The organism is Campylobacter showae (assembly GCF_004803815.1).
GTDB classification, from domain to species: domain Bacteria; phylum Campylobacterota; class Campylobacteria; order Campylobacterales; family Campylobacteraceae; genus Campylobacter_A; species Campylobacter_A showae.
In genome coordinates this window covers 190475-204132 of the sequence record NZ_CP012544.1, presented here as the reverse complement: position 1 = coordinate 204132, position 13658 = coordinate 190475, and the positions used below count along the sequence as shown (strand labels likewise).

The 13658-nt window shown below is 41.6% G+C and carries 9 protein-coding genes and 1 pseudogene; 4 read left to right on the top strand and 6 right to left on the bottom strand.

Annotation, left to right across the window (positions count from 1 at the left end; all coding sequences use genetic code 11):
* The gene (locus CSHOW_RS01015; RefSeq protein ID WP_002949269.1) at positions 1-2499 is read right to left on the bottom strand and encodes a molybdopterin-dependent oxidoreductase; all 2499 of its coding nucleotides are present in this window, start codon (positions 2497-2499) and stop codon (positions 1-3) included.
* Between the two features lie 524 nt (positions 2500-3023).
* On the opposite strand from CSHOW_RS01015, the pseudogene CSHOW_RS10360 reads away from it, so the two are divergent.
* Positions 3024-3342: pseudogene (locus tag CSHOW_RS10360) on the top strand (transposase); the annotation flags it as partial.
* 67 nt (positions 3343-3409) lie between these two features.
* On the opposite strand, the gene CSHOW_RS01005 reads toward CSHOW_RS10360, so the two are convergent.
* Complete coding sequence (locus tag CSHOW_RS01005; protein WP_039895380.1) at positions 3410-3664, bottom strand: hypothetical protein; 255 nt, start codon at positions 3662-3664, stop codon at positions 3410-3412.
* A gap of 1529 nt (positions 3665-5193) precedes the next feature.
* Between CSHOW_RS01005 and CSHOW_RS01000 the strand changes: the two genes are divergently transcribed.
* The 3 genes from CSHOW_RS01000 to aqpZ all read left to right on the top strand — a co-directional run bounded on the left by CSHOW_RS01000 (position 5194) and on the right by aqpZ (position 9469).
* Positions 5194-6378, top strand: a complete 1185-nt coding sequence (locus tag CSHOW_RS01000) for a tetratricopeptide repeat protein (protein ID WP_157753477.1) — start codon at positions 5194-5196, stop codon at positions 6376-6378.
* A gap of 271 nt (positions 6379-6649) precedes the next feature.
* Positions 6650-8122 (top strand): bifunctional metallophosphatase/5'-nucleotidase, encoded by a 1473-nt coding sequence (locus CSHOW_RS00995; RefSeq protein ID WP_039895385.1) that lies wholly within the window; start codon positions 6650-6652, stop codon positions 8120-8122.
* A gap of 636 nt (positions 8123-8758) precedes the next feature.
* Entirely contained in the window at positions 8759-9469 is a 711-nt protein-coding gene (gene aqpZ / locus CSHOW_RS00990; protein ID WP_002949277.1) for an aquaporin Z, read from the top strand.
* Positions 9470-10234: 765 nt separating this feature from the next.
* On the opposite strand, the gene CSHOW_RS00985 is transcribed toward aqpZ, so the two are convergent.
* From CSHOW_RS00985 to CSHOW_RS00970, 4 genes are all read right to left on the bottom strand, one after another.
* Complete coding sequence (locus CSHOW_RS00985; RefSeq protein WP_002949283.1) at positions 10235-10768, bottom strand: DUF2393 family protein; 534 nt, start codon at positions 10766-10768, stop codon at positions 10235-10237.
* Positions 10768-11295 (bottom strand): DUF2393 family protein, encoded by a 528-nt coding sequence (locus CSHOW_RS00980; protein ID WP_002949284.1) that lies wholly within the window; start codon positions 11293-11295, stop codon positions 10768-10770. Before CSHOW_RS00980 ends, CSHOW_RS00985 begins: the two co-directional genes overlap by 1 nt.
* 79 nt (positions 11296-11374) lie before the next feature.
* Positions 11375-12253 (bottom strand): bifunctional phosphoribosyl-AMP cyclohydrolase/phosphoribosyl-ATP diphosphatase HisIE, encoded by an 879-nt coding sequence (hisIE, locus tag CSHOW_RS00975; RefSeq protein WP_002949285.1) that lies wholly within the window; start codon positions 12251-12253, stop codon positions 11375-11377.
* Positions 12254-12551: 298 nt separating this feature from the next.
* Entirely contained in the window at positions 12552-13655 is a 1104-nt protein-coding gene (locus CSHOW_RS00970; RefSeq protein WP_002949289.1) for an SPFH domain-containing protein, read from the bottom strand.
* Between the last annotated feature and the right edge of the window lie 3 nt (positions 13656-13658).

The window sequence follows — 13658 nt, the reverse complement described above, 5'->3', positions numbered from 1 at the left end:
TTATCCTTTTTTTGCAAATTTTGGCTGAGAAAAGACCTCTAGGCTTGGCAATTCACCCTCAAATTTCTCGATTTGCACGAGTGCAGTTGCTTGATTTCCCATAGCAAGGCTTGAGGTTGGCTCGTTTGGTATTAGGACGTTTACGTTTCCGTGCCTGCAAAGTCCGTTTTTATCTGGATCCCACCAGCTGCCCTCTTGCATTCTAACAACGCCCTGTTTTACGTTTTTAGTCACGATAAGTCCTGCTAAAGTTTGACCTCGATCGTTAAAAATTCTTACCACATCGCCGTTTTCAAGACCTCTAGCTTTTGCATCGTCTGGATGCATCCATACAGGCTCTCTGCCTTGAACTTCTTCAATGTTTCTAAGCCATGTGTTGTTTAGTTGGCTGTGAAGGCGGTATTTTGGGTGTGGAGTTACTAAATTTAATGGGTATTTTTTTGTTTTTTCCACGTCTCCTAGCCACTCCATCGGCTCCATCCAAGTTGGGTGCGCCTTACAGTCATCATAAGCCGCTTTTGCAATCTTTTTAGACAAAATTTCAAACTTGCCAGATGGCGTTCCTAGGCGGTTGATGATAGGATTTTTTCTATATTCGGCCATAGTTACGTATTCGTGAGCGTGAGGCGGGACTTTAAACTCAACATAACCTTTCGCCCAAAACTCCTCAAAACTTGGCATGCCTAGTTTTGCATCATCGCCCTTTTTCTTTGAGGCATTATAAAACTGCTTGATCCAGTCCATTTCACTCTTACCCTCGCTAAATGCCATGTACTCTTTATCGCCAAATTCTTTTAAAATGCCGCAGTAAATTTGGTAGTCGTTTTTAGCTTGCTCGTATGGCTCGGCAATCTTGTGCATAGCTATAATAAATTTGTTTGTATGAGATTTTGTGATGTCATCTCTCTCTTGCTCGGTGGTAGCCGGCAAAACGATGTCAGCCATGCGAGCCGAAGCCGTCCAGAAGCAATCTTGCACGATAAATGTATCAAGCTTTTCAAATGTTTTGGCCATTAAATTTGTATCTGGCGCATGATGGAATGGATTGCCGCCAGCCCAGTATGCCATTTTTATAGTCGGATAGGTAATCTTTTTGCAGTTAAAATCGACCTCTTTGTCAGGGTTGTTTATGCAATCAAGGATTCTTGAAACAGGAATAGCAATATTACTGCGGTTTTTCCACTCGCCCTCAGTTGATGGTACGATGCCGATAGCTCCTAGTCCTGGGAAAGCCGTAGATGTCGTAGCAGAGCCGCTTGCAAGTGCAAGTGCGCTACCGTTTGGCGCAGCTGGACTTGGGCAACCGCCGTCAGAGTAGTGGTAACCAAAGCCATATCCGCCACCAGGCAAGCCGATCTGTCCAATAAACGCAGCAAGCGTTATCATCATCCAGTGAAACTGCTCACCGTGATGTGCGCGCTGTGGTCCCCAACCGCCCATTAACATAGTACGTTTTGAGCCAAAAATTTTAGCCAAATTTATAATATCCGCCTCGCTTACGCCACAAATTTTTGCTGCCCAAGCCGCATTTTTCACGACTTTATCCTCACTCTCGCCTTTGAGATAAGCGATAAATTGTTCTGAGCCGCTTGTATATTTTTTTAGAAATTTCTCATCAGCCACGCCAGCGTTCATCATCTCGTAACATATCGCCATCATCATAGCAACGTCGGTTGTTGGATTGACAAAAATGTGCTCTGAGTTTAGGTAGTTTGCGGTGTTGTTATAAACTGGATCGATCGTTATGACTTTGATGCCACGTTTTTTCATCTGCTCTTTTAACTTACGAAAATAAATGTAGCTCTCATGATCTGCCACGCCCCATGCGATCTGGTTTGTATTGATCGGATCAGCTCCCCATATGACGACAACCTCGGTGTTTTTAAGTATCACAGGCCACGCAGTAACAAGAGAGTTGCCCTCGTCAGAGCCTGCAACGTGTGGCGTAATCGCACTAATAGCATGCTGCGAGTAGTTTAGCGTGCGAGTCGTGTAGCCGCCAATGATATTTAGCATACGGCCAAGAAGCGTTTGCGGGTTATTAACGCTACCAACGCTATACCAACCGTAGCTACCGCCGTAGATTGCGCTACCGCCATATTCTTTATTAACACGTTTTAGTTCGTCGGCTACTAGTTTAAAAGCCTGCTCCCAGCTTATCTCAACCCACTCGTCCTTACCGCGCATTGATTTATCGCTTTGATAGCCTTTTTCAAGGTATCCTTTGCGCACGCTTGGACGCGCGATACGAGTTTGATCGTAGGTTCTAGCAACCACGCCTTGAGTTAGACTAACTGGGTAAAAGTCAATCTCGCTGGCATCTAATACACCTTCAAATTTACCGTTTTTAACTAGCCCTTTGATAGCACCAAAATGGCTTGCGCTCATCTTTGCAGGCGTGTCGCTCATTAGGTTGTCACTTATGAGACTTGTTGCGTTTAAGCTACTTGCACCAGCGGCTGTAGCTGCTGCAGCTTTTAAAAAATCTCGTCTTTGCATCTTTTCTCCTTTGTGAAATTTTGTGGTTAGTTTAAAATATAAATATGATTTTAAATCAAAAGCATAATAAAAGTATAATTTTAAAAAAATTTATAAAAAGTGTTCTAAAAAACCTAGATACTACAAATTTTATGCATTAGATTTTGAAAATACCTTTACTCTTGGGGCATTGCCTGTAAACTTCTCGATGTTTACAATATTAGCATATCCTTCGCAGTCATCATAACTGCAAGAAGAGACCTTCTTAAAAAGGACCTGAATTCTGTCAGACGGAGTTTCTAGCTGATTTTCTATCGGATATTCGATGAATTTTCTTTAAAAACCACATAATTATCACACCTTTTTCCATTTTTGTAAATTTATAGTATTCCTTCCCCAAAATGCTTCAAATTTTGGCTTTTGAGGTAAAACTTAAAAGCTCAAAGTTTTTGGTCGTAGTTACCTCTTTTATTTTAATGCTATAAGGCTCAAGATAAGTTAAAAACTTTCGAAGGAGTTTTTCTCAAAGAGAGTGCAAGCACAAGAGCGAATTAGACGAGAGTGTAATTTACTCTGATTGCTGGAAGGCTTATGATGGATATTAGTGGATTATGGAGCCAAGGCACACTACAGAGTAAAACACTATAAAAATGAATTCGCTAATGGTAAAAACCATATAAATGGCATTGAGAATTTCTGGGGATATGCTAAACATAGATTATCTAAATTTAAAGGGATCAAAAAGAGAGCTTCCTGCTTCATTTAAAAAAATGTGAATTAAGATATAATACTAAAACTACACAGAAAAACTTATATCAGAAACTATTAAAACTGATAAGAGAGAATCCGCTTAAGTTTAATTGAGCCAAAGCCAATCCCATTTTCTTTTTTTCATTTAAGTTTTAGATTTTATCGGATTATTTATAATGTCTCATATAGTTTCATTTATATTTTTTGCCAATTGTACATCTTTTATTTTACCTATATAAGGTATCGTAACATCATTATTCCTTAATCCCCCAATCTCTCTACCGGCCTGGACACTACCATTTTTATTGTTCAAACTATGCTCGTTGCGCTTTAAATTGGCGTTAGAATTTACAATAGTATCATTATTTACATTATTTTCTTTTAAACTCTCATCAAATTTCTTATTTGCTTTACCTAAATTCTTAGCTCCTTTCATAAGAGCAAAAGGACCCGAGATTGCTAAAACGATACTAAAATCAGCTGAAACATCTGAAAGAGTATGGATGGCTTATTTTTGAGTATTTTTCCAGTAGTCCTCGTATTATTGACAACGGTGGCAAGCTTCTTAGCAACTTTACTCATTTAAATCCAAATAACATAAATTTGACCGTAAACCGATAGTAGCTTGAAAATCCGTAAAACCAAACAATTATAGTATTAAATCAAAAATCATCGCAATCAGTATTGAGCGCCAAGTGCGAAATAAGCCAAGAAGTAGTATAATCATTTTATTTTTATTTATACTGGATTAGTTTGATAATGCCAAATAGCCCCAATAAGACATTAGAAGAAGAATATATTGAATTTAGAAAAATAACTATTTTGGTAAATGCTTCATTTCTTCGCTGTATACGCACGTAGCTTTGTTGCTTATTATTTTTATTTTACCAAACCACATAATGAGCTTACTGCCTTTACTAAAATTTTTTACACAATTCATGAAAAATATTTTTCCAAATATAGAATACTATTCTAGTGTGAGCAATTTACCTGAATTATGTGAATTTTATTTTAGCTACTTATGGCTGGCATGCATTATGATATCAATATGGTGCATTATGCAATCGCCACAATTAAATAATGAGGCCAAGCAGTTTTTTGGAGCATACGAATATCTTAATAAAGGAATATTTCCTGAAAATTTTATTAAAATTGAAAGCAGTAAAAAAGAGCGTATGATAACTATCTTTTGTGTTATATTTATTGGATATGCTCTGTATATAAATTACAATGGCTACTTAATAAATAGCAGTATATTTTCAGAATGGCTAGCGGATAGACTCGAGATACTTGCTATGGGCGTTTTTCAAAATTTAACTATTCATGTAGCAATAGTGTATATTATGATTAACATATATACTATTATACATATTAAATGGCTACATAAAAATACAAATATAAATTTTAGGCCCAATTAAACTTAAACGGACTCTCTCTTATAAATTTCAACAGTTTATGATATAGCTTTCCTGTGTATTTTTAGCGTTATATCTAAATTCTATTCGCTACGCTCATTACTTTTCAAGAATGCAGTTCTAAACGTAACTTACCGCTCCCTTGCGTGAGCCTAATTTAAAAATATATCCTTTCAGTCAATCTCAGCAAGCGCTCAAAATAATTCAGTATAAAATATTTATATTTGCCAAATTTCGCAAAAATAATACAGATAAAGAAAACATTAAATTTATCCTAAAAATAACCTCGTTATTAGTAAAATATAGCATAATCAATAATAAACAAATTCCATACAAGGAGATCGCTATAAAGAAACTAGTTTTCATCTTTTTTGTTGCGTTGCTTGCAGTATCCGCTCATGCGGAAAGCAGTACTGTAATCGCAGAGCAACTAAGATCGGCCGGCAAAACCGTAGAGGCCGTCGCCTACGATAAAGAGGGTTGCCTGAAAGAGAAAAGTTGGTTGTCTTGCGAACGACTCGCGAAGCATTACGACACTACGAAGCCGGATATGCCTTGCGATTCGGAAATAGTCACGGAGTACTATAAAAAGTGTTGCGATTATTCAAAAAACAAGGTCCAGCTATGCTGCGAAAAGGGCTATCCAAAAGAGCTTGAGGAAAAGCGCGATGCGGCTTGCAAAGCAAAAGATGCTAAAAGTTGCGGCACGCTAGCCTCCATCGCACACAGACAAAAAAACTATGAAAAGTCGTTTAATTACGCAAAAAAGGGCTGCGATTCCGGAAAGGACGATACTTCTTGTAAGCTTCTTGCCTATATGTATTATTACGGTCAGGGCGTAGAAAAGGATTATAAAAAATCGTTTAATCTATATGAAGGATTGTGCGATAGAGATATATACGATATGTGCGCTATCCTGAGCCACTTCTATACGGATGGCGTAGGCATAAAACAAGACATCAAAAAGGGCAAGAAAATTTTAGAAAAACTTTGCTACGATAAATATAAAGAAGGCTGCGCCAATCTAGCTGTACTCTATGAAAGCGATCAATACGGCATGAAAGACGAGAAAAAAGCGACGGAACTCTACACTATCGCTTGCAAAGACGATCCAAAAAGTCCGTCGTGCGACAAGATAGGCGGCACGAGCAAGAGGCTTGAGTTTTTTTGTACCGAAAAAAAGCGCGGTTATAGTTGCGTTGAGCTGGCAGATACTTATTACAGAAACGATCTGGAAAAAAAGTTATATTTTTACAACAAAGCTTGCGAAATCGGATTTGAACGCGCTTGCGGCCAAATTGCTAGTATCACCGAGCAAAAAGAAGTTTCAGAAAAACGAAAATCTGCTTGCGAAGAAAAAAATGACGGCGAAGCTTGCTTCCAGATAGCAAGCTCCTACAACTACGATCCGAAAAATCAGCTATATTTTTACGAAAAAGCTTGCGAATACGGATATGCGCAGGGATGCTATGAGGCCGTAAAATACACTAACGATCCGGAAAAGAAGTTGTATTTTTTTGACAGAGGTTGCGAGTACGGGCTTGCGTATACGTGCCTCTATGCTTCAGACCTCGTAAGAGGAGATAATAACAAAGCGATGGAATATGGATACAAAGCATGCAAGCTAGGTGATACTGCAACTTGCAAAAGAATTGAGGGAATCGCTAAGAAGGCTTGCGACGGAGGCGATCAAGACGGTTGCAAGTGGCTAGATACAATAAAAAATCGTAAATAAATTTAAATTTGAGCCGAGTTTAAATTTGCACTCGGCTCAAATAAACTAAAAGATTGCGAAATTTTTAGTTAAATATGCGACTTTAAATTTCTACTAAAAAACGGTTTTAGTTTAAGCAAGACGCATAAAAAAGAGAGTAATCTAATAAAAAAGAAGTCAGGAACCGATAAAATTTTCTATAAGGAGAGTGTTTTATGGTTTGCAAATATTTTATTTTACTGCTTAAAATTCTTTTCGTTTTTACCGCTTTTTTCTTTAGGGAGGCGACCAAATGAATCCCACACCGCATCTAAAAAAATTAACCCTACTTCACTCCAATGATTTGCATGGAGACTTTTTGGCTGAGCAAGTGGACGACAAGCTAGTAGGCGGCGTCTCTATGCTGTCAGGCTATATAAATCAAGTTCGTCAGACCGAGAAAAACGTCATCTACGCTATTGCCGGTGATATGTTTCGAGGCTCCATTATCGATTCGGAGTACAAAGGGATTTCCACGATCGAGATCATGAATGCTTTAGCGCCAGATATCGCTACAGTAGGCAATCACGAGCTAGATTACGGTATTCCGCATTTATTATTTATAGAAAAGTGCGCCCAGTTTCCCATCATAAACGCAAATTTGTTTATCAAAACCAATCACGCCCGTCTATTTCCGCCTTGCTACATTATGGAGCTTGACGGCATGAAAATCCTTTTTATCGGTATCATTACCGATGCGGTTTTGGCGCAGGCCAAGCAAGACCACCTGATCGGTTCTTTCATCGGAATCGAAGAGGCGGCGCAAGAGGTCGGGCGAATCTGCAACACATACAACCGAATCGATATCGATTTTACGGTTTTGCTGACCCATATCGGTTTTGAATCAGATAAAGAGCTAGCCGCCATGCTACGACCCGAATGGGGCGTCGATCTGATTATCGGAGGGCATTCTCATACCTTGATGGAGCAACCATATGTCGTCAATGATATTTTGATTGCGCAAGTAGGCGTAGGCACCGACCAAATCGGGCGGTTTGATATCGTAGTTAATACCGACACCAACAGCATCGAAAGCTATAAATGGCAGTGTATCCCTATAACCGACAAGTACTGCCCGGTCGATGAACAAATAGAGAATTTGATTCGAAAATATAAGAGCGTAACCGATCAAAAATATACTCGCGTCATCACCCGCTTTAGCTGTCCGCTAACGCACCAGCAGCGCAACACCGAAACGGCTTTGGGAAATTTGTTTGCCGATATTTTCAAAAACAGCCTAGGCATAGATATTATGTTGCTTGGCTCAGGCAGTATTCGCGGCGAGAAGCTGGGGCTGATTGTAGAATACGGCGGTTTGGTCGAGATTTTTCCATACGACGACGGCGTTTATATGCTAAAAGTGGACGGCCGAACCTTTCGCCAAATGATGCGCTATATGCTAAGGGACGACGCCTTTTTGGGTAAAACGGAATTTTATCAGTTATCGCAGGGTATCAAACTTGCCTATTCACGCTCCCGCCAAGAAATCGTAAGTCTAACTTATCAGGGCGTGGAAATGCCCGATGATGGTATTTTTACGGTCGGTTTGCAAAACTATCATTACTGTAACCTTGAAAGCTTCTTTGGCGTCAGTTTTGAGCACGTGAAAACTTTCGGCGCTCCTAAGATGATTTCTACTTCTTGCTTGGATATTCTGGCGGAGTATTTAAATTCGCACAAAGCTATTCGGCAAGACGTAGAGGGGCGATTAACGATTTTGGATTAAAAGTATTTTCGGTCGCCCATGCGACTTTTTAATATTTACCACACAACTGTGGCTATATTTCCGCCGCATTCAGCGATAAGCGCAAAAGAACCGTCAAATGACTACGGGCTTGATTGCGGCAAATAAAGCCCCAATACTTAATGTCTAGAAGCTTTTTACGATCAACCCGGCTCTTATCGCAATTTTGTTCAAGATAATTCTTCGCGTTTTTAATTTTTGTTTTGATTTTAAAGGCTTATATTTAAGGATACTTTTTGCTTTGAATTATGATAAAGGCAGCGACGGTTTTAGCAAATACGCTCTTTTCGGACAGCATACAAATCGTGGTCTATGAGTAAAATTTAACAACTTAGATGATAACTAATAAATATGCAAATAATCGATTTAACGGTACGTAGAGAACAACAAAAACGTAAAAAATATGCGCTTACGCTAGGTGCCGCACGCCAAGCTCGGAGAATCTTGATATCGGTACTGCTAAGTTTTCAGCAAATTCGAGACGCGAGTTAAATAATCGGAACAAATACTAAAAAGCTCATGAGACATTATGTTATAAATTTAGACTATAAAATATTTTGCAAAGTTACAAATTTATGCTAAAATCGCGCGCTTTTAAATTTACCTAAAAGGGAAGAGATGAAAAAATATTTAGCTGAGTTTTTTGGTACATTTTGGTTAGTTTTTGGAGGTTGCGGCAGTGCAGTATTTGCAGCGGCTTTCCCAGAGCTTGGTATCGGATTTGTCGGAGTTTCGCTAGCATTTGGCCTTACGGTTCTTACGATGGCTTACGCAGTTGGTCACATCAGCGGCGGCCACTTCAATCCAGCTGTATCAGTTGGCCTACTAGTTGGCGGAAGATTTGACAAAAAAGACTTCGTGCCTTACGTCATCGCACAAGTTATCGGAGCGATCGCAGCTGCTGCCGTGCTATATCTTATCGCTTCAGGTAAGGCTGGATTTGACGCTACTGCGAGTGGTTTTGCTAGCAACGGATACGGCGAGCACTCACCAAATGGCTACAGTCTAGTTTCAGCGCTAGTTGCTGAGGTGGTTTTAACTGCGTTTTTCCTTATCATCATCTTAGGTGCGACTGATGAGCGTGCGCCAAAAGGCTTTGCACCGATCGCTATTGGCCTTGGTTTAACACTTATCCACCTTATCTCGATACCTATCACAAACACGTCAGTTAACCCAGCTCGTTCAACCGGCGTTGCGATATTTCAGGGCGGTTGGGCATTAGAGCAGCTTTGGCTTTTCTGGGTTGCGCCTATCGTTGGAGCGATCATCGGAGCCATCATCTATAAAGTTATGGGCTGCACATGCGGCTGCTGCAAAAGCGCAAAATAATTAAATTTATACTTCAAGGGCGGTCTTCGCCCTTTCTATTTTCATAAAATTTTTAAAATTAAGATCAGTTAAGCGAATATAATAATCTATTTAACATATTACCGTTATTACATCTAACCTCTACTTCGCTATCCTTCTAGCTTCGTCTTAACAAACGGTAAGCGCATCGCAATTAAATTATTCTTTGAGTTCTTTGTGTCACTATAACCTCGTCTCCGCAATCCAACAAACCATCGTAAGCCTTCCCAGGTAATCAAAATAGATAGCGGGCAATTAAAGTCGCTACATCTAGGCGACATCGGCATCAATTCATTTGCAAAATAGTTTTAGGCTATATAAACAAACTTGAACGTCGCACTTTAGTATGCCGTTTTACTAGCAACCACAAGCCAAGAAATGTTATAAAATAGTAAGTTTTTAACCAAGTAGGCATACGAGCCAGAAATCTATTCTAAAATTAAATATTTTATCATGCACGCCGGCCATAAAATTCTGATATTTTTGGCTATTTTATCGATTTTTTTTATGAAATTTTAATAAACTCCGCTATTTATACCACTTCCATATCGAGCTAAAAACACTATAAAATTTCTCTAAATTTCTTTTTCGGAATTTTTGAACGGACTATATATGTTTATTTTTTATCTCTACGCTTGTTATTTTTAAGAACATCGACAAGATCGTGATTTTTGTGTTTATACCTACCTTCAACAAAAAGCTCCTTTGGAGGTTTTTATATCGCATTCGAGTAAATTTGCCCGCGCCCTATCTGCACTCCAGCTTTGTTATCGTTTGGGTATTAGCAAAGTACGACGGATACGGCATCGAGAGGCTAAAATTTCGTATCTGCTTCGGCGCGATATTTTTAGCGACGCTAGCGGTGATCTCCGCGACGTTTGAGCGCTCGTCGCTGCGCGAAGATAGCGATAGTCCGCTAGGCTTAAAGATGGAACCTGCGATCGTGTCCTTACTCACGGGATTATTGATGAGCTTAACAGTCAGATCGCAGTTTGCGATGCTAAACTCGCCCGTATTTCGCAGCAAGCCCTTAAACACGATGGTTTCGTTTCTTAGTACGCGGTGGCCTGAAAACTCCGTCAGCACGGCCTTTTTGGTGTATTTATCCACGATCATCATGAAAAAATATCCAAGCGTCAGCGTCGCTATTACGTTTATCGCAATGTAAATTTTAAAAAATTTCGGGTTTTTTTCGCCGCGCGATATCAGCGCGAAAAGCATCGATAGTAGCGCCAAAACCGCAATCGCGATGAAGTGAAATACGTTAAAATACCCTTCCATCAAAAGCACTCCGAACTTGTCGTTACGTTGTAGTCCTGTGCGCGAAAGTTATTTACCACGTGCGTGATCTCGCGCGTCGCGTTTATGTCTAGCGCGTCTTTTAGCACGATATTTTCTCTCAAAAACGGCTTTAGCTCGTTTGCGTATCGGCGCAGCGTATTGCCCGAGTTTTTGTAAAAGCTAAGCCCGATTTCGCAGTAGTTAAACGGTTTTTTGGAGAGATTTGTGAGGCGCAGATCCACAAGCAACGTGTTTGAGTACTCAAGCTGCTTGGTTGAGACTAGCTCGAGCGAGCGGGTTCGCAAATTTTCATCTAAAAGCTTAGGCATAAAATACGCCCCGCATCCAAGCCCCGCGATAGTAACGATCATCAGCGCAAAGCCCGCGAAAAAGGACTTTGACGCGACGTAAATGCAAAGCGAAACAAGCGCTAAAAAGGTCAAAAACATCCAGATATAGGCGGCAAAATCCACCCAGCCAAGGTGCGTCAGATAGAAATTTAAGCCTTGTTTTAGTTCGTTTATCATCTTGCCTCTTTGCTTCGTTTGCCTTGCGGCGAGCCAAATTTAAAATCCTCCTGCACAAAGCGTGCCAAATTTGACCACCCTAGCCTTTTCGCGAGTTTTTTTCCTCGATACCGCTTAGTCCGAAACGGCGCGCGAGCTCGGCCTTGACGCGGTCAGGGTGAATGCCGTGTAGCGCTAGTGCCACGAGCGAGTGAAAGCACAGGTCGGCCGCCTCGTAGATGATCTCCTCGGTCGGCGTTTTTGGCTTTTGGTTTTGAGATGTCTCAGTTTGGCTGTTTTTGTTTGCGGCGTTTTCGTTTGAAATTTTAGCAAAATTTTCGTTTTGGGTTAAATTTGACGAAATTTGACCACCGTTTGCGGCAGAGTCAAACTGCGAAGTTTCGTTTTTGCGCACCGAGGCGTCCTTGCACGCCATCACGAGCTCCGTGGCCTCCTCGCCAACTTTTTTTAGGATTGCGTTTTCGCCCTTTTTAAACAAGCTCGCGACGTATGAAGTCTGCGGATCGGCATTTAGCTTGCGGTCTAATATCGCGTGATAAACCTCGTCGATTATGCCGTAGATCGGCTTTTTGGCTTGGTTTAAATTTTGCTCTCGCGTCAAATTTTGCCCATCATCGCTAGCTAAATTTGACTCGCCGCCGTCTCCAGAAATCTTTCTAAAAAAGCACGATTTTGCGCCGGTGTGGCAGGCTATGCCGCCGTTTTGAACGACTTTGAGCAGTATAGTGTCGTTGTCGCAGTCAAGGAAAATCTCATCTATGGCCTGCGTATTTCCGCTCTCCTCGCCCTTTTTCCAGATACGGTTTTTCGTGCGCGAAAAATAGTGCGCAAAGCCGGTTTTTAGGCTCAAATTTAGCGCCTCTTCGTTCATATAAGCAAGCATCAAAACCTCGCCGCTCGAGCTTTCTTGAACGACGGCAGGCAAAAGGCCGCCCACTTTTTCCCAATCTATTTTCATTTTTATTTCCTTTCGGCTACGGGTTTGGCTCGGCGCACGGGCAAAATTTAAAGCTCAAATTTGACTTCAAATTTGAGCATAAAAAGGCGAAGTTTTTTGCAAAAATATTTCGCTTCGCAAAAAACTACACCTGTTTCGAGATGATTTTGGAGTTACTCAGGTAAATTTAGCGGCGGACCTGACTTTGCTTGCGATTACAAACGGCAACGAAGCAAAGCCATCCAAACTAAATTTAGCCGACCTCGCAAAAAGCGTTCGCCCGCAAAGCGTAAAAAAGGCGAGTCGCTCCAAACAAAAATTATTGCGTTATCGCGCTTTGCTTCTCTTTATCCTTCGTATCCACCCAGATATTCGGCACCGCTCCACCAGGCGTTAAGAATATCTTCGCGTCTTTATTTTCGCGCAACGCCTCGTTAAATTTGGCCTGCGTTTCGATCTGCTTTAAATTTAGCAAATTGTGATCGAGGCTTTTTGCGACCTCTTTGTTTGCGTATGCCTGCGCGTCGGCTTCGATCTTAGCGGCGTCCGCGCGACCCTGAGCCTCGATGATAGCAGCTTTGGCCGTACCTTCTGCGAGGGCTGCTTTTTTGAGCGCCTCTTGATTTGCGCGCTCTACTTCGTATTTGGTTCGCTCGGCCTCTTGTTTAGCGATTTGCACGCGCTCGATCTGCTCTTTTACCTTTTCAGGTAGGATGATCTCGCGAAGCTGCACGGTTAGTAGTTCGACTGGTTTATTTGGCTGTGCGTCGATGTCCTTGCGGATACCCTCGTCGATAGCCGTCGCTAGGTCATTTCGCTTTGTCGGAAGCTCCTCGGCGGTGTATTTACCTGCGATACTGCGCACGACGTCGCGCACGACGGGATCAACGATCTTGTTCTCCCAGCTAAGCCCCCAAGACGCGATCGTTTGAGGCGCATTTTCCGGATTTAGGCGGTACTGCACCGTGATGTCGATGCTAACAGGCAAGTTTCTCGCGTCCAAAACGGAGATCGAGTTTTTGCGGATGATACCGGCTTGGGCCTGCGCGCCGTACTTTTGCGCCGCCTCGCCCATATCTTCGCCCGAAGTGTAGTTGATGAGGCGCACGCGCGTATCGACTACGATGACCTTTTGCAAGAACGGGATAAAGAAGTGCAGTCCCGGCTGCATCGGAGACGGGTCATATTTACCCAAATTTGACTTGATGCCCACTTCGCCCGAGTTTATCGTGACGAAAGGCTGCGTGAGCGCGATCACTGCCACGAGCGCGATGATGACGTAGGCAAAGGCCGAAATTTTGCCAAATCCTTTAAAATCAGGCGTTTTAAAATTCACTTTTGGGCCCTTGCTCTCGCCGCCGTTATCGTCTCCGCCGCCGGAGCCTCGTTTTTTATTAAAATAATCGTTCAAATCTGCTGGCATTTC

Excerpts from the sequence above, each read along its gene's own strand:
- CSHOW_RS01015 (WP_002949269.1), bottom strand. The coding sequence starts at position 2,499 with ATGCAAAGACGAGATTTTTTAAAAGCTGCAGCAGCTACAGCCGCTGGT.
- CSHOW_RS01005 (WP_039895380.1), bottom strand. The coding sequence starts at position 3,664 with ATGAAAGGAGCTAAGAATTTAGGTAAAGCAAATAAGAAATTTGATGAG.
- CSHOW_RS01000 (WP_157753477.1), top strand. The coding sequence starts at position 5,194 with ATGCCTTGCGATTCGGAAATAGTCACGGAGTACTATAAAAAGTGTTGC.
- CSHOW_RS00995 (WP_039895385.1), top strand. The coding sequence starts at position 6,650 with ATGAATCCCACACCGCATCTAAAAAAATTAACCCTACTTCACTCCAAT.
- aqpZ (WP_002949277.1), top strand. The coding sequence starts at position 8,759 with ATGAAAAAATATTTAGCTGAGTTTTTTGGTACATTTTGGTTAGTTTTT.
- CSHOW_RS00985 (WP_002949283.1), bottom strand. The coding sequence starts at position 10,768 with ATGGAAGGGTATTTTAACGTATTTCACTTCATCGCGATTGCGGTTTTG.
- CSHOW_RS00980 (WP_002949284.1), bottom strand. The coding sequence starts at position 11,295 with ATGATAAACGAACTAAAACAAGGCTTAAATTTCTATCTGACGCACCTT.
- hisIE (WP_002949285.1), bottom strand. The coding sequence starts at position 12,253 with ATGAAAATAGATTGGGAAAAAGTGGGCGGCCTTTTGCCTGCCGTCGTT.
- CSHOW_RS00970 (WP_002949289.1), bottom strand. The coding sequence starts at position 13,655 with ATGCCAGCAGATTTGAACGATTATTTTAATAAAAAACGAGGCTCCGGC.